Annotated in this window: 24 protein-coding genes; 3 read left to right on the top strand and 21 right to left on the bottom strand. The window is 36.3% G+C overall.

Annotated features, from left to right (window positions below):
* Position 1 precedes the first annotated feature (1 nt).
* Entirely contained in the window at positions 2-901 is a 900-nt protein-coding gene (yqiS, locus tag JFU18_RS22205) for a phosphate butyryltransferase (protein WP_002033959.1), read from the bottom strand.
* Between the two features lie 195 nt (positions 902-1,096).
* Positions 1,097-3,169 carry a sigma 54-interacting transcriptional regulator gene (locus tag JFU18_RS22200; protein ID WP_137058392.1) on the bottom strand — a complete coding sequence of 691 codons (2,073 nt, stop codon included), beginning with the start codon at positions 3,167-3,169 and terminating at the stop codon, positions 1,097-1,099.
* Between the two features lie 137 nt (positions 3,170-3,306).
* Between JFU18_RS22200 and JFU18_RS22195 the strand changes: the two genes are divergently transcribed.
* Positions 3,307-3,540: a DUF2627 domain-containing protein gene (locus tag JFU18_RS22195; protein WP_001190193.1), complete on the top strand. Its 234-nt coding sequence runs from the start codon at positions 3,307-3,309 to the stop codon at positions 3,538-3,540.
* Positions 3,541-3,591: 51 nt separating this feature from the next.
* On the opposite strand, the gene JFU18_RS22190 is transcribed toward JFU18_RS22195, so the two are convergent.
* Complete coding sequence (locus JFU18_RS22190) at positions 3,592-4,320, bottom strand: glycerophosphodiester phosphodiesterase (RefSeq protein WP_201031766.1); 729 nt, start codon at positions 4,318-4,320, stop codon at positions 3,592-3,594.
* A gap of 50 nt (positions 4,321-4,370) precedes the next feature.
* On the opposite strand from JFU18_RS22190, the gene JFU18_RS22185 reads away from it, so the two are divergent.
* Positions 4,371-4,517 (top strand): YycC family protein, encoded by a 147-nt coding sequence (locus JFU18_RS22185; protein WP_001247671.1) that lies wholly within the window; start codon positions 4,371-4,373, stop codon positions 4,515-4,517.
* A 237-nt stretch (positions 4,518-4,754) separates the two neighbouring features.
* Here the strand turns inward: JFU18_RS22185 and JFU18_RS22180 are convergent, their stop codons facing one another.
* The 15 genes from JFU18_RS22180 to accB form a co-directional block, all read right to left on the bottom strand.
* Positions 4,755-5,318: a PRK06770 family protein gene (locus tag JFU18_RS22180; protein ID WP_201034305.1), complete on the bottom strand. Its 564-nt coding sequence runs from the start codon at positions 5,316-5,318 to the stop codon at positions 4,755-4,757.
* A 297-nt stretch (positions 5,319-5,615) separates the two neighbouring features.
* Positions 5,616-6,410: a sporulation transcription factor Spo0A gene (gene spo0A / locus JFU18_RS22175; RefSeq protein ID WP_002015081.1), complete on the bottom strand. Its 795-nt coding sequence runs from the start codon at positions 6,408-6,410 to the stop codon at positions 5,616-5,618.
* Between the two features lie 286 nt (positions 6,411-6,696).
* On the bottom strand, positions 6,697-7,989 hold the full coding sequence (gene spoIVB, locus JFU18_RS22170; protein ID WP_002015079.1) for a SpoIVB peptidase: 1,293 nt from the start codon (positions 7,987-7,989) through the stop codon (positions 6,697-6,699).
* Positions 7,990-8,108: 119 nt separating this feature from the next.
* Positions 8,109-9,848, bottom strand: a complete 1,740-nt coding sequence (recN, locus tag JFU18_RS22165; protein ID WP_002088564.1) for a DNA repair protein RecN — start codon at positions 9,846-9,848, stop codon at positions 8,109-8,111.
* Between the two features lie 270 nt (positions 9,849-10,118).
* The gene (gene argR / locus JFU18_RS22160; protein WP_002015076.1) at positions 10,119-10,568 is read right to left on the bottom strand and encodes an arginine repressor ArgR; all 450 of its coding nucleotides are present in this window, start codon (positions 10,566-10,568) and stop codon (positions 10,119-10,121) included.
* A 142-nt stretch (positions 10,569-10,710) separates the two neighbouring features.
* A complete protein-coding gene (locus JFU18_RS22155; RefSeq protein ID WP_002015074.1) occupies positions 10,711-11,550 on the bottom strand; it encodes a TlyA family RNA methyltransferase in 840 nt (279 codons plus the stop codon).
* Between the two features lie 3 nt (positions 11,551-11,553).
* Positions 11,554-13,446, bottom strand: coding sequence for a 1-deoxy-D-xylulose-5-phosphate synthase (gene dxs, locus JFU18_RS22150; protein WP_002190646.1), 1,893 nt, complete (start codon positions 13,444-13,446; stop codon positions 11,554-11,556).
* A 307-nt stretch (positions 13,447-13,753) separates the two neighbouring features.
* Positions 13,754-14,647 carry a (2E,6E)-farnesyl diphosphate synthase gene (ispA, locus tag JFU18_RS22145; RefSeq protein WP_002015072.1) on the bottom strand — a complete coding sequence of 298 codons (894 nt, stop codon included), beginning with the start codon at positions 14,645-14,647 and terminating at the stop codon, positions 13,754-13,756.
* The gene (gene xseB / locus JFU18_RS22140) at positions 14,647-14,877 is read right to left on the bottom strand and encodes an exodeoxyribonuclease VII small subunit (RefSeq protein ID WP_000428422.1); all 231 of its coding nucleotides are present in this window, start codon (positions 14,875-14,877) and stop codon (positions 14,647-14,649) included. Before xseB ends, ispA begins: the two co-directional genes overlap by 1 nt.
* Positions 14,867-16,225: an exodeoxyribonuclease VII large subunit gene (gene xseA / locus JFU18_RS22135; RefSeq protein ID WP_002015068.1), complete on the bottom strand. Its 1,359-nt coding sequence runs from the start codon at positions 16,223-16,225 to the stop codon at positions 14,867-14,869. Before xseA ends, xseB begins: the two co-directional genes overlap by 11 nt.
* Before the next feature lie 26 nt (positions 16,226-16,251).
* A complete protein-coding gene (gene folD, locus JFU18_RS22130) occupies positions 16,252-17,112 on the bottom strand; it encodes a bifunctional methylenetetrahydrofolate dehydrogenase/methenyltetrahydrofolate cyclohydrolase FolD (RefSeq protein ID WP_002067081.1) in 861 nt (286 codons plus the stop codon).
* 23 nt (positions 17,113-17,135) lie between these two features.
* Positions 17,136-17,528 carry a N utilization substance protein NusB gene (gene nusB / locus JFU18_RS22125; protein WP_002067080.1) on the bottom strand — a complete coding sequence of 131 codons (393 nt, stop codon included), beginning with the start codon at positions 17,526-17,528 and terminating at the stop codon, positions 17,136-17,138.
* A 347-nt stretch (positions 17,529-17,875) separates the two neighbouring features.
* Positions 17,876-18,268: an Asp23/Gls24 family envelope stress response protein gene (locus tag JFU18_RS22120; RefSeq protein ID WP_000807630.1), complete on the bottom strand. Its 393-nt coding sequence runs from the start codon at positions 18,266-18,268 to the stop codon at positions 17,876-17,878.
* Between the two features lie 22 nt (positions 18,269-18,290).
* Positions 18,291-19,643: an acetyl-CoA carboxylase biotin carboxylase subunit gene (accC, locus tag JFU18_RS22115; protein ID WP_002015065.1), complete on the bottom strand. Its 1,353-nt coding sequence runs from the start codon at positions 19,641-19,643 to the stop codon at positions 18,291-18,293.
* A 16-nt stretch (positions 19,644-19,659) separates the two neighbouring features.
* Positions 19,660-20,148 carry an acetyl-CoA carboxylase biotin carboxyl carrier protein gene (gene accB / locus JFU18_RS22110; protein WP_201034306.1) on the bottom strand — a complete coding sequence of 163 codons (489 nt, stop codon included), beginning with the start codon at positions 20,146-20,148 and terminating at the stop codon, positions 19,660-19,662.
* A 471-nt stretch (positions 20,149-20,619) separates the two neighbouring features.
* On the opposite strand from accB, the gene JFU18_RS22105 reads away from it, so the two are divergent.
* Positions 20,620-20,817 (top strand): hypothetical protein, encoded by a 198-nt coding sequence (locus JFU18_RS22105; RefSeq protein WP_012261697.1) that lies wholly within the window; start codon positions 20,620-20,622, stop codon positions 20,815-20,817.
* A gap of 58 nt (positions 20,818-20,875) precedes the next feature.
* On the opposite strand, the gene JFU18_RS22100 is transcribed toward JFU18_RS22105, so the two are convergent.
* The 3 genes from JFU18_RS22100 to spoIIIAF are packed head-to-tail and all read right to left on the bottom strand — an operon-like array spanning position 20,876 to position 22,832.
* On the bottom strand, positions 20,876-21,532 hold the full coding sequence (locus JFU18_RS22100) for a SpoIIIAH-like family protein (RefSeq protein WP_002015062.1): 657 nt from the start codon (positions 21,530-21,532) through the stop codon (positions 20,876-20,878).
* A gap of 15 nt (positions 21,533-21,547) precedes the next feature.
* Entirely contained in the window at positions 21,548-22,210 is a 663-nt protein-coding gene (gene spoIIIAG, locus JFU18_RS22095) for a stage III sporulation protein AG (protein ID WP_002088572.1), read from the bottom strand.
* Positions 22,200-22,832 (bottom strand): stage III sporulation protein AF, encoded by a 633-nt coding sequence (gene spoIIIAF / locus JFU18_RS22090; protein WP_002015059.1) that lies wholly within the window; start codon positions 22,830-22,832, stop codon positions 22,200-22,202. Before spoIIIAF ends, spoIIIAG begins: the two co-directional genes overlap by 11 nt.
* Positions 22,833-22,842 lie beyond the last annotated feature (10 nt).

Below are 22,842 nucleotides of genomic sequence, written 5' to 3'. Positions count from 1 at the left end.
TTTATTTTGAAGCAGTCGCAACTGCCAATGCTAATGAATATACTTTTGTTTCTGCTGAATCAGCACGTGATGTTAAAACAATCGGTGCTTTAGCGCCAGCAATCATCGCTCCTACCTTTGCATTTGCAAAATAGACGAGTGATTTATATAGCACATTTCCAGCTTCAATCGTTGGGACGAGTAAAATGTCTGCCTTACCTGCTACATCACTTACTATGCCTTTATGTTCTGCTGCAATTTGTGATACTGCATTATCTAAAGCAAGTGGTCCATCAACGACACAATTTTTAATTTGTCCGCGGCGATTCATTTGAGTTAACATCGCTGCATCAATTGTCGCTTGCATCGCAGGATTAACAACCTCTACCGCTGCAATTGGCGCTACCTTTGGCAAATCAATTCCTATTGCCTGGGCAACTTCTACAGTATTTTGTATAATAGCAGCTTTTTGTGTTACATCAGGTGCAATGTTCATCGCTGCGTCTGTAACAAAAATAAGACGATCGTAATTTGGAACTTCAAACGCTGCAACATGTGAAAGCACGCTGCCCTTACGAAGTCCCCACTCTTTATTTAATACAGCTTTCAAAATATTTGCTGTTGGGATGTTCCCCTTCATTAGCACATCTGCTTCGCCATTGCTTACAGATTTAACAGAAAGTTCTGCAGCCTCAGCACTTGACGCTGCTGCAATCACTTCAATATGTTCTGAAGTTTGTAACCCATGCTCTTGTAGCATCCCTATTATTTTCTCTTGATTTCCATATAGACGAAATTGAGCTAGCTGTAACTTGATTGCTTTCGCTACAGCTTCAATTACTTCATGATCTTCAGCTACTGCTACAGCCACAGTTTTTTTAGGCTGTCCTGCTGCTTGATCAATTAAGTGTTCTAACTTCATATTTTGTAATCAACCCTTTCCGTCGTCCCTCGTCTATTCATTAAGCAAATACCGTGCCAACTTTCAAAAGTGGTCTTACCAATAATGAAAACGCATTCAAAATGCAGTAAAATCAATACTTTGGAAAACAACGAAATATTCTGTCTCGTTTTGTCGCTTTTTGTATACCATGCAATAAATTGCATGGTACGCAATTTATTGCATGCTATTTTTTGCACAGTCATACTTTTCTAGCTTGTAATATAAGTTTCGAACTGAAATTCCTAACGCTTTTGCAGTCTTCGTTTTGTTCCCATCAAATTTCTCTAAATATTCACGGATAATATTCCCCTCAAATTCTGTCACTAGGTGTTCAAGGGCCTTCTCTTCTAATTCAGGTAATAAATTATTTTGTTTCGTCTCTACTTGTTCTTCTTTATGTAAAGGCGGTAAATGATGTACATCAATATATATTTCGTTATAATTCATAAAGATAATAGCTCGTCCTAAAATATTTTCAAGTTCCCTAACATTCCCTGGCCATTCATATGATTGTAAATACGAAACGGCTGAATCGGTGAGTCCTTCTACATTACGACCATAATCTTGATTAATTTTTTGAATTAACCTTTCTGCAATCGCTGGTATATCTCCTTTACGCTGACGAAGGGAAGGAATTTGAATCGGGATTTTATTTAAACGATAATATAAGTCCTCTCTGAACTCTCCTTCTAGAATGCCCTTTTCTAAATTCACATGTGTTGCTGCAATTACCCGGACATTAATAGGTATCGCTTTCGTTCCCCCTACTTTCACAATTTCTTTTTCTTGTAGCACACGAAGGAGTTTCGCTTGCGTATTTGCAGATAACTCTCCGATTTCATCTAAAAAAACACTTCCATTATTCGCTTCTTCAAAGAATCCTCGTTTCCCGCCTCTTTTCGCTCCAGAAAACGCGCCTTCCTCATAACCGAATAATTCACTTTCTAATAAGGTCTCAGAAATAGCAGCACAGTTTACTCGTACAAACTTATTGTATTTTCGATTACTACTGTTATGAATAGCGTGTGCAAATAACTCTTTCCCCGTACCAGATTCCCCTCTAAGCAATACTGTTGCCGGTGTATTCGCTCCAAGTTTTGCTTGTTCAATAGCTGCCGTCGTTTCATCTGAATCACCAACAATATCATCAAATGAATATTTTGCTTCTAACGTTCGAATAATTTGTCTTGCCCTATTCAATTCATTTGTTAACTTTTGAATTTCTGATACATCGCGAATTACCCCGACGCTCCCTTTCAATATTCCATCGACAATAACCGGTGCTACGTTTACAATTACATCTCGCTTTTTTTGCCCAATCTTCATATGTATTCCTCGTACCGCTCGGCGTGTCCGAAGTACTTTCATATGCATACTTTCACCTTCCACAATATCAGTTGTAGCCGGCTTCCCAATAATTTCTTCTTCAGTCAAACCCGTTAACTTCGTATAAGCAGGGTTTATAACTAGTCCTCTTCCTTTCTCATCAACAACCGAAATTGCTTCCTCAGATGAGTTAATAATCGCCTCAAGTAGCGTTTGAATTTCTTTTAAGTCTGTAACTTCTTCCGCTAAATCTACAACTTCTGTAATGTCTTTAAAAATCGCAAATGCCCCTTGAACCTCTCCACCTTCTTTTAATATCGGAATACGCGTTGTAATAATCTTTTTTTCATTCTCTAACGTCAGTTCATGATTCACTTCTATTTTTTTCGTGCGTATAATACGAAGCAACTTACTCGTTGGAATAACTTCTAAAATATATTTCCCTATTGCTTCCTCTTTTTTATATCCAGTAATACGCTCTGCGCTTTTATTAAACAGACGAACTTGTCCCTCTTGGTCTATAACAATCATACCGTCATGCGTTGAATTTAAAATTAAATTCCCTTGTTGCGTCTGTTCTTCTAGCTTTCCAATTAAGCTTTCCTTCTCATGCGCTAGTCTCGTAACAATTTTTGCAATATCCCCTGGTATAAGAAGGGTGTCTTTATGCTTGCTTCCCAATAAAACTTTATGTAAATCATAATCACCTGTCATATCAAACATTACATCAATATGCATAGAAAGAAACGGAGTTACACTATCACCAATCGGAACCCCATATTCCTTTGCGATTTGTAATCCTTTCGCAATTGGATTAATATCAATAACCCCTATAATTTGAAATATATTCGAATTTTGCAACAGACTCAGCAGTGTACTCCCACCTTCACCTGCTCCAACAATTAACACATTTTGTTTCATACATTACACTTCCTCTCGAAGTATCTCTGCAAAATTTTTCACATTCTTATCTTACTCGTTCAGCAACCTCTTGACAAACCCCCATTCCATATAACATCATTAAAATACACAAAATAATCTGAAAAGGAGCGTTATGTATGCAGCGTTACCTCGCTCTATTATTAGCACTCATCCCCATTTCATTAGCCGTGCTTGGTATTAAACTAATGAGAGATACTGTATTTGGGATTTTGTTCTCCCCAATCCCTATATTATGGTTACAATTTTTAATCGGCGCTCTTTGCTTCGCACTCGGGTTTTATATCTTCGGCGGCTTCGTCTTACACAGAGATCGTAAGAGAAATAAAGTACAAGCACGCTTCAGAAGATAAAACAAAGTTTTCACATATCATAAATAAAAAATGAGACCATTATATTAGGTCTCATTTTTTTATCGGTAATAAAGTTCTTGCTGTTTCAGGATAATCAGTAATAATCGCTGATATATTCATATCAAAATATTTACGCATAAGCGTTTCTTCATTTATCGTGTAAGGACGAACCTCCACACCACTTCCCATCGTTAATTCAGCGATAGCATCTTGAAGATAACGATAATTCGGATGTACTGCAGTAGCACCCATCTTTTTTGCATATGCCCACGGGCTATGCAAACCTTCACGATACAAAATAGCTGTTTGAATATCAGGAGCCATCATATGACATCGCTTCATACTGTAGTGATTAAAAGAAGAAAACACAATCCGATCCTCTAGACTAAACTTACGTACAAGTGTTATAACCTCTTCTTCTAAACCTCTGTATGGGATTTTATTATTTTTCAGTTCAATATTGAGTAGCAATTTCGTTTTTGCGAGCCATTCTAACACCTCTTCTAGAAGAGGTATTTTGCAAAAACCTACTTTGTCACCGAATTTATAACTCGCATCCAACTTACATAAATCCTCATATAAATAATTTCCAACCGCACCTTTTCCATTTGTTGTCCGATCCACTGTTTCATCATGAATAACGACAACTTTTCCATCTTTCGTGAATTGAACATCGAGTTCAATTCCATCTGCCCCGAAAGCCTCTGCTGCTTCAAATGAAATCATTGTATTTTCCGGATACGTTCCCGCCGCACCACGATGCGCAAATATAAGAGTCATCCTCACTCCCCCAATCTTATGCTATACTATACGAAAAAGGAGGTACTTCTATGAGACCATTACAAATTTCTCCAGACACTGCAGTCCGCCTATCAAAAGCGTTAGGTGTTCCACTTGAACAACTTATGCATATGCCACAGCATATTTTAATCCAAAAGTTAGTTGAATTAGAAAAACAAAATAAAGACGAAGAATAATATAGTCCTGTTTTGCAGGGCTTTTTATTATCATCTATTATATCATGGATGACTTCCCCGCTAAAATCCTTTAACAGATGTACTACGATGCGATTTAGCCTTCACTTCATCATTTAATAATGAATTATATATCTTCTTTTTTGTTACAAGTCATAAAGAAAGCAGAATATTTATTCACAAGTCACCATTGCCCCTAAAGCAAGGTAATAAAAAACTAGAAGCCCTTCATATTATTTTTTATTGAACGTGCGGAGTATCCCCTGATTCGTATAGTTCTTTCGCTTTTTCCTCCCCGAATGTAGTTAAAATATAATGTTGCTCTTCTATCGCATCCATCGCTCTAGTGGCTTTACAAACATTATCCTCTTGAGCATCCGAGAAAAAATTGTGATCTTCTACAATTTTACTAAAATCTTTTTTCGCCCATCTATCAGCAATTGCTACAAGCTCATTTTTCTTCGCAAAACTACTCTTATTTATGATTTTTTTTAATTTTTCAGCGTTATTTTGAATCATTGGGATGGATCCCGATTTTCGTTCTGCCACTACTTTTTGATGAGTCATGTGATACATCGCTGTAATGACTTCGCTTTCAGTAGAATTTTCAGTAACATACACATCAACAAAGACTCCATCTACCTCTCTACCTACTATCGTTGGGTCTTCTTTTTTATCTATTTGAGCACTCACTTCTTTATCTACTGGATTATCGGCAAGCTCTAACATTCCAAATGTAACTGCAACAGCAAGAACTCCCATAGCTGCTACTATTCCTAGCCAAGTTAATATTTTGTTTTTCATTTTCCTTCTCCCTCTGTATACCTATTTAATTACCTTAAAAAACTCACTTATATGTAATATTACTAAAAACAGGTTTTATTTTCCATAATATCAAACAACCCTTTTTATCTACCCAAATAATTTTGATAAAATTGATATCACTTCTCCCTCTTTTTCTCAACAAAATAAAAAGACCAACGAATTCTAAAATTCATTGGTCATTAAATAAAAGTTTATTGGTTTTAAAATTGATATCGAGTATAAATTTCAAGAATTATTAAGCTCTACTAAAACTTAAATCCCTTACTACTTTTCCTCTCAGCTAGCCTTATGTTCAAGTCTTAGCTTATCCGCAACCATTGCGATGAACTCAGAATTCGTAGGTTTTGCTTTTGACATGGATACAGTATAACCAAATAAGGACGAAATAGAATCAATATTCCCACGGCTCCAAGCTACTTCAATTGCGTGACGGATTGCACGCTCGACACGGCTTGCTGTTGTATTATATTTCTTTGCAATATCTGGATATAATACTTTCGTAATAGATCCTAGTAATTCGATATCATTGTACACCATAGAGATCGCTTCTCGTAAGTACATGTACCCTTTAATATGAGCGGGTACACCAATTTCATGAATGATACTTGTAATACTCGCATCTAAGTTTTTCGGTTTTCCATCGATTGTTGTTGCTGATCGGAAAGATGGTAATGGACGTTTAATAGTAGCACTTTCCTTACCACTAACTTGACGAATATGACTTGTTAAATTCTCCATATCAAATGGTTTTAATATGAAATATGATGCCCCTAAATCAACCGCTTTTTTCGTCACATCTTCTTGCCCGAATGCTGTCAACATAATAACGCTAGGTTGTCTTAACCTTTCAATATGTCGCATTTTCTCTAGCACAGCTAGACCATCTAAATGTGGCATAATAATATCTAAAACGAGTATATCAGGCTGCTTTTCTTTCAATAAGTTTAAACATTCTTGACCATTGTAAGCAATTCCGATAACTTCCATATCATCTTGGGCAGCAACATAACTCTCTAGCATCGATACCAATTCTTTATTATCATCCACAAGACATACTTTAATTTTTTCCACAGTTTTTCCTCCCTTACCGAATCGATTCTTCCGACATGTGTAAGCTTCTAGGCTACATGAATTGTTCGACAATTGTGTGAAAATTCCCTTTAAAGTTTCTTACTTTCCGATAAAATCACAAAAAAATATGTTTATCGTTCATTTTTTTACTTTCGCAACACATTCCATCATAGAATTACAGCGAAACGTTCAACCCTTTGCTTATATCTTACAACAAAAAACAGCTCTTGCGGAACTTTTACAAAATTTCAACGAATTTTTCAAAAGAAAAGCGAGCTAATATGTATTAGCTCGCTTTTTTCTCTTGATCATAAATATTAATTCCAGCCTCATGTAACATCCATTCAATATGAACACCGTATCCTGACGTTGGATCATTTACAAATACATGTGTAACCGCACCAATTACTTTCCCATTTTGTACAATCGGACTTCCACTCATTCCTTGTACAATACCACCCGTTTTTGCTAGTAAACGTTTATCTGTCACTTTTATAACCATACCTTTTGTAGCTGGGAACTTTTGTGGTACCGTACTAACAACTTCAATATCAAACGCTTCCACCTTATCTTGATCAATAACTGTTAATATTTTCGCTGGCCCTTCTTTTACTTGATGGGATAATGCGATAGGCATTGCTTTATCCATTATGCCGTTTGTCATATCTGTGTTTAATTTCCCAAAAATACCATACGGGCTATTTATTGTAATATTACCAATCACTTCACGATCCGGTGAAAATCTTGCTAATTTTTCTCCCGGGTTCCCGTGACTTCCTCTTTCAATAGACGTTACTGTCGAACGCATAATTTGTCCATCTTCTACTTGAATTGGCTTTTTTGTATCATTATCGGAAATTACATGACCAAGCGCTCCATATTTCATAGAATCTGGATGTACAAATGTCATCGTTCCGATACCAGCTGCTGAATCACGAATATACAGTCCAATTCGGTAAGAGGATTCACCATTGTCTTTTTGTGGTGTTAGCTTAGCACGAATATATTTTCCATCTCTTAATAAAACAAGATTAAGCGGTTCACCTGTTTCTCCACTATTATGAATAAATGGTGCTACATCACTCATTCTTTCAATTGTTTTACCATTGATTTCAGTAATCATATCTCCAATCTGTACACCAGCTGTTTCACCAGGAGATACTTTACCCTTTTCAGTTTGAATTAAATGATGGCCTACAACAAGTACACCTTTTGTGTTCAATTTTACACCAATCGATTGTCCACCTGGAATAACTTTAAAATCTTTTAATACTTTCACATTTACTTTTTTCACTGGAAAACCAGCAAGTTGAAACACCATATCAGCTTCACCATTTTGGTGAGAATTTACCATAAGTTCTTGTTCATTTGAACTTACAGTAAATACATTACGATTTGTAGATGCAGCCTTAAAAACTGGTAATGATGCTATTTCTGATTGTTGTCCTTCAAAAACAACAAGTTGCTTCGGAGATGAAATAAACGTTCGAAGCGGTTTAAAACATCCAATAAAAACTAGAGAAACAAGGAGACAAAGACCTATTATTTTTCGAAATCTTTCTAATTTCAATTTGTTCACTCTCCTCGCTCCTACCCCACATTCAGCCTCTTGGCTTCACTTTTTAATCTCTCCTTGCAGCGCTTTATTTATAACCGGAAGAATTAAGAAATCGTCATTTGAGAAAAAAAAGCTATCCATTACTGGATAGCCTCTGCTGTCTGTTTGAAATGATGCGCTTGCGTAAGTAACTCTTTCGCATGCTCTGTCGTTAAATCTGTAATTTCAACACCAGAAATCATTCGAGCAATTTCTGTTACTTTTTCATCCGTACTTAACACAGTAACCGATGTAATCGTACGATCATTCGCCACTTGTTTTCTAATAAATAAATGAGAGTCCGCCATTGAAGCTACTTGAGGTAAGTGCGTAATACAAAGTACTTGCGAGTTTACTGATACACGATAAATTTTTTCCGCAATAGCCTGTGCAACCCGACCACTCACACCCGTATCCACTTCATCAAAAATAACAGATGCAACACCTTGATGCTTAGAAAAAATGCTTTTTAAAGCTAAAATAATACGAGATAACTCTCCGCCAGAAGCGACCTTTGAAAGTGGCTTTAACGGTTCACCCGGATTCGTTGAAATATAAAATTCCACATGATCGTAGCCATCCGCCGTAAGTTTTACCGGTGTTCCTTCCACGAGAGGTTCTTCTACATTTCCTACCCTCTTCATAATTCTCACTTCAAATTTCGTTTTTTCCATATATAGTTCTTTTAATTCTTGATGAATAGCGCTTGTAAGATGATCTGCAAGCTCATGACGCATAGTACTTAACAACGTTGCTTCTTTTACAATAACACCTTCTAATTTCGTTAACTGCTTTCTCGTCGTTTCAATATGTACGTCTTTATTTTCAATCGTAAAAATTTCTTGTTCAATTTTATCAGCATACGCTAAAATCTCTTCTACAGTATTTCCATACTTTCTCTTTAACATACGGATTTCATTCAAACGTGTTTCAATTTCATCTAGACGTTTCGGATCATATTCCATCATATCTAATTTTTCTCTAAGCTGGTATGCAACTTCTTCTAATAAGTAATAACTATTCGCAATAGAATCATGATTTTCTTGATACGCTTCATCTAAGTGCGTAATACTCTCCATTTGTCCCATTGCATTTCTTACGTGATCCAATCCCTGTCCGTCTCCACTTAACGAACGATACGCATCTCCTAATGCTTTATAAATCTTTTCAAAATTGGAGATTTTTAATCGTTCCTCAGTCAATTCATATTCTTCATCCATTTTTAAATCCGCCTTACGAATTTCTTCATGTTGGAATTGAATTAAATCTAGACGATGGGCCATTTGTTGTTCATTTTCACTTAAAGATTTCAGCTGTTTTTTTAACTTCTCATAGTCTGTATATACATTTTGATATATGCCCAATTGTTTAACAATGCGATTTCCATCAAAATGATCAAGCATAAACATATGACGCTCTTCATTCATTAAATCTTGTGTTTCATGCTGTCCATGAATATCAACTAGCGTTTTTCCAATCTCTTTTAATATGCTGAGTGTAACAAGTTTCCCATTTACACGACAGACACTTTTTCCGTTCGCAGCGATGTCACGCTTCAAAATAATCATGCCATCTTCTATTTCTATATCTAACTCTTCTGCCTTTGCGATACATGGATGCTTGTCATCTTCTACATAGAATAAGCCTTCTATCTCAGCCTTTTCTGTTCCATATCGAACAAATTCTGCTGAACCACGGCCACCAACAAGCAAACTAATTGCATCAATAATAATGGATTTTCCAGCTCCTGTTTCACCACTTAAAACGGTTAAACCTTTTTGAAAAGAAATATTTAATGCCTCAATAATAGCAAAGTTTCTGATCGATAATTCCGATAACAATGCCCCATTCACCTCGTTATAAACTAATCCCCTATTAAGGGCTTTTCTCAGTATTCTTCATTCAAATAGTTATACTATATGTTTGTATGTATAAATTACTCTTCTAACCCGCTCCATTGTACCAAACATTCGTTTTACGGGTCAATCCACCTAGTTTCTAACTTCATTCAAAAAAAATAATGTATTGTATTTGAAAATCCGTATTTTTCGCCAATAAAAATATCTTGTTTACTTTCCACTTTACAGAGGAAAGTAAACAAGATTTTTCTGTTAAAGCATATTTAAGAAACGATCAGAGACAACACCTGTATCTTCAGGTGTACGGCAAATAATTAAGCAAGTATCATCACCACAAATGGTTCCGACGATCTCATCCCACTCTAAATGATCAATGAGTGCCCCAAGTGAATGAGCGTTACCAGGCAATGTTTTTAGCACAAGCATATGTCCTGCCGTGTCTAATTTTACAAATGAATCCACTAGATTTCGTTTTAATTTTTGCAACGGATTAAATCGTTGATCTGCTGGCAAGCTATATTTATAGCGGCCATCATGTAATGGCACCTTCACTAAGTGCAGTTCTTTAATATCGCGCGATACTGTTGCTTGCGTTACATTAAACCCCACATTACGTAAAATATCAACTAGTTCATCTTGTGTTTCAATTTCTTTGTTAGCAATAATTTCCCTGATTTTAATATGGCGCTGACCTTTATTCATACATTTGCACCTCACACTATCTCTTACCATAGTTTAAACATTGGTATACTTCATTTATTTATGTTACCGTATAATCCATTACTTGTACACAATTGTTTTTACAATCATTATACGATTACAACAAAAAGAGGAACAACATATGTTATTCCCCTTTCCCTTTTTGTTTTAGAACATCATGTGCTTCTGTAACAACTTGCTCAATAGAAACCGGAGAATGATTTTCGCCATTCTCACGCTCACCGTGCCACTTTAGATGAATTAAAAATTCAATATTTCCATCCCCGCCTGTAATTGGTGAGAATGTTAAACCTTCGATATTATAGCCTTCCTTAAGAGCAAAATCGACAATCATTTCCACGACAGCTTCATGTACTTTTCTATCACGAACAATGCCTTTTTTCCCGACTTGTTCTCGTCCAGCTTCAAACTGAGGTTTAATCAATGCAGCTACATCACCATTTGGCATAAGCATTGTTTTTAAAACCGGCAATATAAGCCTTAATGATATAAATGAAACATCAATACTTGCAAACTGCGGTAAACCACGCTCTAAATCTGCCGGTGTCACGTAACGGAAGTTCGTTCGTTCCATCACAACAACACGCTCATCTTGACGCAATTTCCACGCAAGTTGATTATATCCTACATCTAATGCGTAGGATAACTTCGCCCCATTTTGAAGCGCACAGTCTGTAAAACCACCAGTTGATGAACCAATATCTATCATAACCTTATCTTGTAAATCAAGTTGAAATGTTTCTAATGCCTTTTCAAGCTTATAACCACCACGGCTTACATACGGCATGACTTGCCCTTTCACCGTAATCTCCGTATCTTGTGAGATTTTCTCCCCTGGCTTATCGAGTCTCATTTCATTCGCATATACAAGACCTGCCATAACAGCACGTTTAGCCTTCTCACGCGTTTCTATAAGTCCTCGCTCTACTAATAGTACATCTACTCTTTCTTTTTTTACGCTCATTTGTTACGCCCTTTTTTGTTTTGATGGAATCATTGTATGAATACGGTCTACAACAGCATCTGTTGTTAAACCAATTTCTTCTAACAGTTTTGTTACACTACCATGCTCTATGAAGCGATCAGGAATACCCATTCGTTCAATTAAAGCACTATGGTATCCGTTCTCAGAAGCAAATTCAACTACTCCCGTTCCAAAGCCACCGATTAAACAAGCCTCTTCAATCGTTAAAATCGGTATATTTTCCCCTAAAAGCTCATGTAAATATGCTTCGTCCATCGGCTTAATAAAGCGAGCATTCACTACTTTCACTGATACTCCAGCTTGTTCAAGACGCTCAGCTGCTTCCATTGCCATCGGGATTGTCGTACCAAACGTTAAAATTGCTGCTTGTGTGCCTTCTTTTAACGTTTCCCATGTACCGATTGGAATCGCCTTTAATTCTTCATCCATTTGAACACCAAGTCCATTTCCGCGTGCATAACGTAAAGCAATCGGTCCATCTTCGTATTGCATCGCTGTATATACTAAATGTTGACCTTCATTTTCATCTTTCGGCATCATAAGCACCATATTCGGCAAGTGGCGTAAAAACGCGATGTCAAATACACCTTGATGCGTTTCACCGTCTGCTCCTACTAATCCAGAGCGATCTATTCCAATGAAAACATTTAAATTTTGGCGACAAATATCATGAACAACTTGGTCGTATGCTCTTTGTAAAAATGTTGAATAAATTGCTAAGAACGGCTTCATCCCTTGTGTTGCCATACCAGCTGCCATTGTTGTAGCATGCTGCTCTGCAATACCTACATCAATCATGCGATCCGGAAATTCTTTTTGGAATTTCTCAAGTTTCGATCCAACAGGCATTGCAGGCGTAATTGCAACGATACGTTCATCCGTTCTCGCTAGCTTAAGCACTGTTTCACTAACAACAGCACTCCATGCTGGTGCAACTTCTTTCGGTTTAACGAAGTCACCTGACTCAATTTTATACGATCCTGTTCCATGCCAAGTTCCAATAACGTCACTTTCAGCTGGTTTATAACCTTTTCCTTTTTTCGTAATAACATGAACAAGTACTGGGCCTTTTGTTTTCTTTGCATATTGCAACGTTTCGAATAACTTTTCATAATCATGCCCATCGACCGGACCTAAATATGTAAAGCCTAATTCTTCAAAAAAGACGCCTGATACTAGTAAATATTTTAGACTATCTTTTATTTTCTCTGCTGTCGCAGCAACTTTCCCGCCGACTGCTGGGATTTTCTTCAATATATACTCTAGTTCATCTTTTACCCAATGGTACTTCCCTGCGGTACGTAAACGACCAAGTACATTATGAAGTGCACCGACGTTTGGTGCAATTGACATTTCATTGTCATTCAAAATAACAATCATGTCCGTTTTTTCATGCCCAATGTGGTTCAATGCCTCTAAAGCCATTCCGCCTGTTAATGCACCATCGCCAATGATTGGTATAACGTATTCTTCCGTTTTCTTTAAATCACGTGCTAGAGCCATTCCCATTGCAGCAGATAACGACGTTGAACTATGACCAGTTTCCCAAACATCATGCTCACTCTCGCAGCGTTTTGGAAAACCACATAGACCTTGGTATTGCCTTAATGTGCCGAATTCTTTCGCACGCCCTGTTAAAATTTTATGTACATAGGATTGATGTCCTACGTCCCATAAAAACTTATCTTTCGGACTATCAAATAATTTATGCAGAGCAATTGTGAGTTCTACTACACCTAAATTAGGTGCAATATGTCCACCTGTTTGAGAGAGCTCTTCAATTAAAAACTTACGAATATCCTCACTCAACCCCTCTAGTTCACTGATAGACATATCTTTCAAAAAACTAGGGTTTTGAATTTGCGTTAGATCCACATGGATCACTCACTTTCATTTCATAATCTGTCAACATGTCAAATATTATAAGAAACATTTACACAACACAAGAAATTATCTTTTCTATTCTTTTTATCTTGTCCTGCTTTCAGAAAACACTTCCATTTTTTCACTTATCATATTATACATCATATTTCTTTACGTGATGAAAAAAATAGCCGCTAACACGAAGTGATAACGGCAATGTAATCTACATATATTTTTGCCAATAACAAGAAAAGAAAAACCTTTCCTACATTTATATCATAAAATGATGAATGACTCAACAAATGGAAACGCTGTTATATTAGTTATTACGTTTTGCGATTAAATCACAAATAGATAGTAAATATTCATCTTGTAATTGTAAGGAGCTAATAGAATCTTTTGCTTTTGCAATTTTCTCCTCTAAAATAGATTTTGCTCTATCTACAGTAAATAACGTCGTATATGTGCTCTTCTCGTTGGAAGCATCACTACCAATCGGTTTTCCAATCTCTTCTTCTGTTCCTTCTACATCCAAAATATCATCTCTAATTTGGAAAGCTAGACCGATATATTTCGCAAATGCAAGTAACTTCTCTTCTTGCTCTTCTGTAGCATCAGAAAGTATCGCGCCTGCAAGTACAGCAAACTCAAGTAGTTTACCTGTCTTATGATTATGAATGTACTCTAATTCATTAATTGTAAGTCGTTTTCCTTCAGCTTCCATATCTGCCACTTGCCCAGCAACCATTCCTTCAGGTCCTGCTGCTTTCGCAAGCTCAAGTACAAGTCTTACTTTTTTTTCAGCAGAGATTTCTTTTTGCTCATATGCCATAATAACTTGAAAAGCATATGTCAACAAACCATCTCCCGCTAAAACTGCCATTGCTTCACCAAATACTTTATGATTTGTAGGCTTTCCTCGTCTTAGATCATCATCATCCATACAAGGTAAATCATCATGAATTAACGAATATGTATGAATCATTTCAAGGGCACAAGCTGCACCCACTCCAAGATTTCTTTCTTTCCCAAACGCTTGTAACGTTGCAAATAAAAGTAACGGGCGGAGACGTTTCCCACCCGCTTCCAAAGAATATGCCATCGCTTCACGAAGCACATTTGGACATTGTAATTCATTTGCATAGCTTACAAGCTTTTCTTCTACGAAAGTTTTACTCTCTTTCAAAAAAGCATCAAAAGCTATATGTGTCACTATGCTTCATCTCCTAAAGCAGTAAACGGTTTAAGCTCTCCATCTTCCCCAAGGATAACTGCCATTTGTTCTTGTACATCTTTCAATTTCTCATCACAAAGCTTAGATAATTCCATGCCTTCCTTAAAATAAGAAATTGCTTCCTCTAAAGGTACATCACCTTGTTCAAGCTTAGAAACGAGATGCTCAAGCTGCGAAATTGCTTCTTCAAAGCTTAACTTATTTTCCATTATTCAATTCACGCTCCTCTATGCTTGATACGCTACAATCTAGTATTCCATCTTGTAATTGAACCGAAACAGCATCTCCAAGGCTAACATCTTTCACGCTTTTTAATACTTGTTTCTCTTCATCGTATACAAGCCCATACCCTCTCATCATTACTTTAAGCGGGCTTAATACCTCAAGCTTTTGAGCCGCTCTCACAAATACGAACTCCTTCGTTTGAAGTAATGTTTGCATTTCACGTTGCAACTGCTTTTGCAACGTTTCAATTGCCGTTTTCGTTTGTATAATTTTTTGAGATGGGTGGTGCTTTTCTAAATAAAATGAAAGTTGCTTTAATTGATTTACTTTTTTATCTATATAACGCTCTTTCGCTAAAACAAGTTGTTCAAGAGCCCTGTCTAACTGCTCTTCTTTTTGCTCGTACACTTGCCTTGGATAACGGAACGCATAAGATTTTTGTAACACTTGCAGTTTTTCTTCTTTTTTATGTACTCTCTCTCTCATTGCTCTTTGCAATCTCAGAGTTCTTTGTAATACCTTTTCTTGTAACTCTATAGTATTAGGTACCGCCAACTCAGCTGCTGCAGTCGGTGTTGGTGCACGTAAATCCGCGACAAAATCTGCAATTGTAAAATCTGTTTCATGGCCTACAGCCGAAATAATCGGAATCTCACTTGTGAAAATTTCTCTTGCAACTACTTCCTCATTAAAGGCCCATAATTCTTCAATAGAGCCTCCACCACGTCCAACAATTAAAACATCAATATCTCCCATTTCATTCGCTGTACGAATTGCTTGTACAATCGAGGGAGCTGCTGACTCCCCTTGTACAAGTACAGGAAACACAATAACATTTCCAATTGGATAACGACGTTTAATTGTTGTTATAATATCGCGAATTGCTGCTCCTGTTGGCGACGTGATTACACCTATTGTTTTAGCATACGGAGGAATTATTTTTTTATAAACTTGAGAAAACAAGCCCTCTTCCTCTAAACGAACTTTTAATTGCTCATAAGCTAAATGCAAGTTTCCAATTCCGTCAGGCTGCATGTCTTGAATATAAATTTGATAAGAACCACTCGCCTCATAAACAGAAATCTTTCCTTTTACAAGTACTTTCATTCCATTTTCCGGTCTGAATTTAATGTTACGATTATGACCCGCAAACATAACCGCTGCAATTCTTGCATTTTCATCTTTCAATGTAAAATACATATGACCACGACTATGATATTTAAAGTTGGAAATTTCTCCTTTTAACCAAACAGACTGCAAATGCGGATCATACTCTATTTTTGTTTTAATATAGCGTGTTAATGCTGTAACGGTTAAATATTGTTTCTCCATTTCTCTCTCCTCATAGCCGATTCAAATTATTGACAAACAACACCTGCACGCTTTGCAGACTCCACAGTGTTGTGAAGAAGCATTGTAATAGTCATTGGGCCGACTCCTTTTGGCACAGGCGTAATGTAACCTGCAACGTCTAATACATTGTCAAAATCAACATCACCACAAAGTTTGCCTGTTTCTAAACGGTTAACACCAACATCAATTACAACCGCACCCTCTTTAATATAGTCAGCTGTTACCATTTTCGGTCGTCCAACGGCTACGATTAAAATATCAGCTAACTTCGATAATTCTTTTATATTTTGCGTCTTAGAATGACAATATGTGACAGTTGCATTTTCATTTAAAAACAGTTGCCCCACTGGTTTACCAACAATATTACTTCTTCCAATTACAACAACATGCTTTCCAGAAATATCAAGATTCGTTTCTTTTACTAATTCTAAAATGCCATGCGGTGTACATGGAAGGAATGTGTCTTGTCCCGTCATCATACGTCCTACGCTGATTGGGTGAAATCCATCTACATCCTTTTCCGGTGAAATTCTTTCAATGATAGCTTTTTCTTCAATATGTTTTGGTAAAGGTAATTGTACCAATATGCCATTAATGCGGTCGTCTCCATTTAAGCGATCGATTTCAGCAAGCAAACGCTCCTCAGTAATCGTTTCAGGAAGTTCAATTAGCTCTGAATAGATTCCTACTTGCTCACAGCCTTTTTCTTTTCCTTTTACATAAGAACGAGATGCTGGATCTTCTCCAACTAAAATAACTGCTAATCCTGGTACAATCCCTTGCTCTTTTAACTTCACAACTTTTTCTTTTAATTGTGCTCGTTTTTTCTCCGCAACTTCATTTCCTTTGATGATTACTGCTACCATTTTAAGTTTCCCCCTTAAAGAAATTACAGTGTATCTTTTATATTAGATAAAACGCCGTTAATAAAACGACGAGATTCCTCATCCCCAAATGTTTTTGCGATTTCAATTGCTTCGTTAATTGTTACATTGTGCGGAATTTCTTCCATGTATTTCATCTCACACACAGCTACACGTAAAATACTGCGATCAACAATACTAATACGCTCAAGCTTCCACTTTTTTAAATTTTGACGAATTGCTGCGTCAATCTCTTCTTTGTTGTCTACAAATCCTACAACAAGTGATTCTAGAAACTCATTTGTTTCTTCGCCTTCATCTAGCGTATTTTCCACCGCTACTTTCGGTTCTAATTCACCTGTAATATCCATTTGGTATAATGCTTGCATTGCTCTTTCTCTAGCCGTCCTACGTTTCATTGTAACTCTCCTTTATACTTCAAGTCTTTCCTTATGTTTTGTTATATTATTATAATTTATAAGCCGTCAATTCACTTACTCTTGCAGTTTTCATTGATTTTCCAACCTTATAATACAATGATAATAACACAATTTATCGTTTCACACACGGGGTACAAGGCTGAAAAATAATAAAAAGATTAACTTCAAGTTCCATATCTTATCACAATGTACGTTTTTTGGAAAAATGAAACATACCGTTTTATTTTTCTTTTTTTTGAAATAGTATAATAATTAGAGGGTTTTAATTTGTGAAGAAATGAAACGATAAAAAAGATGCCTATTTTACTAGGCACCTTTTTCCACTCTTACACTGGTTCGATTTCTGTTTTTTGTGTTTCGAATGTTACGCCAACGATGTGAACGTTCACTTCTTTTGGCTCAAGTCCTGTCATTGTAAAGAGTGCTTGGCGAATATTGTCTTGAATTTTTTGTGCAACAACCGGAATCGCTACACCAAAATACATCACAACATAAAGGTCAACAATAATATCTTCGTTTGCTAATTCAACCTTTACACCTTTACCATGATTTTTCTTACCTAACTTCTCAACAACATCTGTAGCAAAATTACCACGCATTGCCGCTACACCTTCTACTTCAGCAGCTGCAATACCTGCAATTACTTCGATTACTTCTGGTGCAATTTCTACTTTTCCAAGAGTTGTATCTTGACCCATATCTAACATATGTTCAGCCATGAAAAAAACCTCCTTTAATGTATCACTGCGTCACAAGTTCATGCTCTTCCAAAAATTTCGTGTTAAACTCACCTTTTACAAAATCAGGGTGCTCTAGCAATTGCAAATGGAACGGGATTGTTGTATGTACGCCTTCAATGACAAACTCACTGAGCGCTCGCTTCATTTTTGCAATTGCCTCTTCACGTGTTTTTCCGTGAACAATTAATTTAGCAACCATCGAATCATAGAAAGGTGGTATTGAATATCCCGGATATACAGCTGAATCGACGCGAATACCAAATCCGCCTGGTGGTAAGTACATTTCTACTTTACCTGGAGATGGCATAAATTTTTTGGCAGGGTTTTCCGCATTAATTCGACATTCCATTGCCCAACCATTAAATTGTACTTCTTCTTGCTGTAACGATAACTTTTCTCCAGAAGCAACAAGAATTTGTTCTTTAATTAAATCCATCCCTGTTACCATTTCAGTAACTGGATGTTCAACTTGGATTCTCGTATTCATCTCCATGAAATAAAAGCTTTTCGTTTTATATTCATAAATAAACTCAACCGTACCAGCACCTGTATAATCAACCGCTACCGCCGCTTTAACTGCTGCCTCACCCATTTGCTTGCGAATATTCTCATCAAGTGCAGGTGATGGACTTTCTTCTAATAGTTTTTGCAGACGGCGCTGAATTGTACAATCACGCTCTCCTAAATGAATGGCATTTCCATGTGTATCTGCCATTATTTGAATCTCAACATGGCGGAAATCTTCAACGTACTTCTCCAAGTATACACCAGGGTTCCCAAAAGCGGTACTGGCTTCTTGCTGTGTAATTTGAATTCCTTTTACAAGCTCTTCTTCATGGCGTGCAACACGAATACCTTTTCCGCCGCCACCTGCAGTCGCTTTAATGATAACTGGATATCCAAGTTGATTAGCAAGCTCGATCGCTTCTTCGGTATTTTTAATAATACCTTGTGAACCTGGTACAATCGGAACCCCTGCTTCTTTCATTGTATCACGTGCAACGTCTTTTGTGCCCATCTTTGAAATGGCTTCTGGGCTTGGACCGATAAAAATCAAGTTACACTCACGGCATAATTCTGCAAAATCTGCATTCTCTGCTAAAAATCCATATCCCGGATGAATTGCATCACAACCTGTTAATTTCGCAACACTAATAATGTTCGTCAAATTTAAATAGCTTTCTTTTGAAATCGTTGGTCCAACACAATACGCTTCATCTGCAATTTGCACATGAAGTGACTCTTTGTCTGCTTCTGAATAAATTGCAACTGTTTCAATATCCATTTCTTTACAAGCACGAATAATTCGTACAGCAATTTCCCCACGATTGGCTATTAATACTTTTTTTATCATCACAAAGACTCCCTTATTACGCTTTTACAAGAAATAGCGGTTGTCCATACTCAACAAGCTGTCCGTTATTAACAAGAATTTCAACAATTTCGCCCTCTACATCTGCGTCAATTTCGTTAAATAATTTCATAGCTTCAACAATACATACGATAGAATCTTTCGATACTCTGTCCCCAACACTTACATATTGAGGTGTATCAGGCGAAGAAGAGGAATAAAATGTCCCTACCATCGGTGATGTGATTTTATGTAGGTTTTCATCTTGAACAACTTTCTTCTCTTCTTGTTTTTGCACTTCTACTTGCGCTGCCGCTACTGTTGTTTCTACTTCAACAGATGCTGCTGGCTGTACTACCTGTTTCGTCACCGGTGCTTGCACAGTAACTACTTCATTACCACGTTTTTTCATTTTGATTGTTGTACCGTCTTTTTTGTATTCAAATTCATCAATATTAGAGCTATCAATTAATTTAATTAATTCACGAACTTCTTGAATTTTAAACATGTAAAATCCACTCCCATACTCTTGTTTGTCCCGTTTTTACAGATTGGCATCAAACTGATTTACTGTAAAAATACGATGTATTCTATTAGAAAATTTATTCCTATGACATTTACTAATAGAAATATTTACTATTCCCATCTTACGCTAAATTTTTTAAACATTCCAATTTATATTTCTTTATTATAAATCGAAACTCCTGTAAAAATATTATTCCACCAAAAAATTATTACCTAGTAATAATACCAAGTTTCACACAAAATTGGCAAGACCACTTCCTAAAAAACATTCTTTACTTTTTCAAAACTGCAAAGTGTAAAAACGTAATTCCCTCAGCATTCTTCATTTTATCCACGGTAAAAAAACATATTTTTACCAAATATTATTTTTTTGTTTACGCGCCGTTCATTCTTCCTTCATAAAAGAATAGTATGTTCAAAGTGTAGCAAATTTATTGTAGTGAGGTGCGGACATATGATATGGCTCATCCTGTTCTTGCCTGCCGTAGTGATTTGGACATTGGTCCTCTTCATTCACGTCAAATCTGGAAAAACTAATCACCATCATCACGAACCATTAATCTTTTACTCACAGCGTATTTCCCCGTTTCCAATTGAAAATACTAAATACAACTGCAAAGATGAAATAGAAAAAAGCTATCGAAAACGATAGCTTTTTTCTATTATTCTTTTATCTAATTTGAAGCAGCAACACCTATTATAATTTCAATTTATTTTACTGATGGATCAAATTTCACACCTACATCTTTTGAACCACCTTCACTTCTTACGAGCTGAATAATTTTATTCGCTTCTTTTTGTGAATGCTTTGCCGATTTAACTGTTACTTTAATGTCTGTTCCATCAGCTCTTACAAGAGCATCCTTATATCCGCCTTGAGATTTAATCACTGTCTCAAGTAATTGTTGCTTCGTTTCCATCGTAGTGATTGCATCAAGATTATCTTTCGCTTTACTCTTTTCTTCTGCTGAAGATTTTGATGACTTCATTACATTTTGTAACTTTTCTTTCTCTACACTACGCTGATCTTCCATTTGCATACGTAGCGCTGTAAAATTCTCATCGCTTGATTGAACTGTTACGCTAGCCTCTTTTTTACTTGTTTCTTTTTTGTCATTCTCTTTCTTGTCTGTTTCTTTATTTGTAGTTTCCTTGCTTGTATTTTCTTTTGTTGTCTCTTTATTTGTAGTTTCTTTCGTTGTTTCTTTTGTAACTGCTTTATCAACACCTTGCTTTTCTTGTCCCATCTTTTCACCCGTTGCCGGTGCTGCTGTATTCATTTTATCAGGAGTTGTTACGTAATAAACAGATAGTACAACCACTAAACTTAACATCGTTAATAGCCAAACCGTTTGTTTTTTTAACACTTTATTTCCTCCCTATCAATTTTTCGGTGATACTGAAACGCGATGAGCTGGTACATCTAATAATCGCGTCACAGCTTCTTTTACCATTGCTTTTATTTGTATATTATCCACTCCCTTTGCTACGACCAGAACACCTCGTACTTTCGGTTTCTCTGTTCGCAAAACAATTGGAGTTTCTTTATCACCTTCACGTATAATGACTGTCTTTTCATCAAGAGACTCGTCTTCTACTTCCCTTTTCCCGCCTGCTTTATCAGTTTCACCTGTCGTTTGTGAACGTTTTACTGTATTTTTCTCGAGTATTTTTTCTTCAGATGAATCTAAGTTCACTTTAATAGTCACATCTTTTACTCCGGCTATCTCTTCTAAAGAAGCTTTCAATTCTTGTTCATACGCTTTTTCGTATTTTTCTACATTTGACATATTATCATTGTTTTTTTGACCGAAAGTTGGTACATCTTTATCTTGGCTTTGACTTGTCTTTTCTTTAAACACAGGCACTTCTTCTTTTTTAGGTGATAAGAAATTACTAGAAAACATAAGCGCAATCCCAAGTATGAGTAGGACAAGCAAAAACTTAGGTGTTACCTTTTTCCCCTTCTCATTACTTTCTTTTCCATCCCCATTTAATAGGTTTCGAAAAAATGAGAACCTCGAATTTTTATCTTTATTGTCCATTTACGCTACCTGTCCTCCCTTCCATCTGAACTTGGATTTGTTTATCCTCTAGTTGCCACCTGCTTGAAAAGAAATCTTTCATTTCTACATTCGTTTCTTCTATTTTTTTTGGAGGTTCTTTCATATTAATTTCAATTGGCTTTACTGTTTCGATTGCATCATTTTTACTACGTTCTTTTTCTTTCAACGTCACAACAACAGATTGAATATCTTTCGCTGACTTTACTTCTTCTGCATGTTCCACTGCTACTATTTGTATTTCAGAGACTGTCATACCATACTTTTTCTCAAACTCTTTTCCTACGTCTTTTTTCATTTTGGTAGCCATCTCTTCTAAACTATATGCACGTGTTAGAGCTTGTATTTCTTTTTTCTTCGAATCTATCGAATTTTTTACAGATCCATCTGCTACGTACTTTTCCTCATTGAAATTTGCGATAACTTCATTTACATCTGTTTGTAACAACTTAAATAGAGGCGTTAAAATTAATACGACTAACAATAGACTTACAACGAATTTAACGTACTTTTGCAAATTTGAATTTGGAAGAATAAGATGAAGCATTGTCGCTAAGAGTAAAAAAACGATAATATTTCTAATCCACTCTGTAACAAATTGCATACTCTTCACC

Origin of the sequence: Bacillus sp. TH22 (genome assembly GCF_016651015.1) — a bacterium.
Lineage (GTDB): Bacteria > Bacillota > Bacilli > Bacillales > Bacillaceae_G > Bacillus_A > Bacillus_A mycoides.
The sequence above is the reverse complement of the archived record's forward strand: the minus strand, read 5'-3'. Positions and strand labels throughout refer to the sequence as shown.

Coding starts and splice junctions, on each gene's coding strand:
- yqiS (WP_002033959.1), bottom strand. CDS start 901: ATGAAGTTAGAACACTTAATTGATCAAGCAGCAGGACAGCCTAAAAAA.
- JFU18_RS22200 (WP_137058392.1), bottom strand. CDS start 3,169: ATGAAACAAAATGTGTTAATTGTTGGAGCAGGTGAAGGTGGGAGTACA.
- JFU18_RS22195 (WP_001190193.1), top strand. CDS start 3,307: ATGCAGCGTTACCTCGCTCTATTATTAGCACTCATCCCCATTTCATTA.
- JFU18_RS22190 (WP_201031766.1), bottom strand. CDS start 4,320: ATGACTCTTATATTTGCGCATCGTGGTGCGGCGGGAACGTATCCGGAA.
- JFU18_RS22185 (WP_001247671.1), top strand. CDS start 4,371: ATGAGACCATTACAAATTTCTCCAGACACTGCAGTCCGCCTATCAAAA.
- JFU18_RS22180 (WP_201034305.1), bottom strand. CDS start 5,318: ATGAAAAACAAAATATTAACTTGGCTAGGAATAGTAGCAGCTATGGGA.
- argR (WP_002015076.1), bottom strand. CDS start 10,568: ATGAATAAAGGTCAGCGCCATATTAAAATCAGGGAAATTATTGCTAAC.
- JFU18_RS22155 (WP_002015074.1), bottom strand. CDS start 11,550: ATGAGCGTAAAAAAAGAAAGAGTAGATGTACTATTAGTAGAGCGAGGA.
- xseB (WP_000428422.1), bottom strand. CDS start 14,877: ATGGAAAATAAGTTAAGCTTTGAAGAAGCAATTTCGCAGCTTGAGCAT.
- xseA (WP_002015068.1), bottom strand. CDS start 16,225: ATGGAGAAACAATATTTAACCGTTACAGCATTAACACGCTATATTAAA.
- folD (WP_002067081.1), bottom strand. CDS start 17,112: ATGGTAGCAGTAATCATCAAAGGAAATGAAGTTGCGGAGAAAAAACGA.
- nusB (WP_002067080.1), bottom strand. CDS start 17,528: ATGAAACGTAGGACGGCTAGAGAAAGAGCAATGCAAGCATTATACCAA.
- JFU18_RS22120 (WP_000807630.1), bottom strand. CDS start 18,268: ATGGCTGAACATATGTTAGATATGGGTCAAGATACAACTCTTGGAAAA.
- accC (WP_002015065.1), bottom strand. CDS start 19,643: ATGATAAAAAAAGTATTAATAGCCAATCGTGGGGAAATTGCTGTACGA.
- accB (WP_201034306.1), bottom strand. CDS start 20,148: ATGTTTAAAATTCAAGAAGTTCGTGAATTAATTAAATTAATTGATAGC.
- JFU18_RS22105 (WP_012261697.1), top strand. CDS start 20,620: ATGATATGGCTCATCCTGTTCTTGCCTGCCGTAGTGATTTGGACATTG.
- spoIIIAG (WP_002088572.1), bottom strand. CDS start 22,210: ATGGACAATAAAGATAAAAATTCGAGGTTCTCATTTTTTCGAAACCTA.
- spoIIIAF (WP_002015059.1), bottom strand. CDS start 22,832: ATGCAATTTGTTACAGAGTGGATTAGAAATATTATCGTTTTTTTACTC.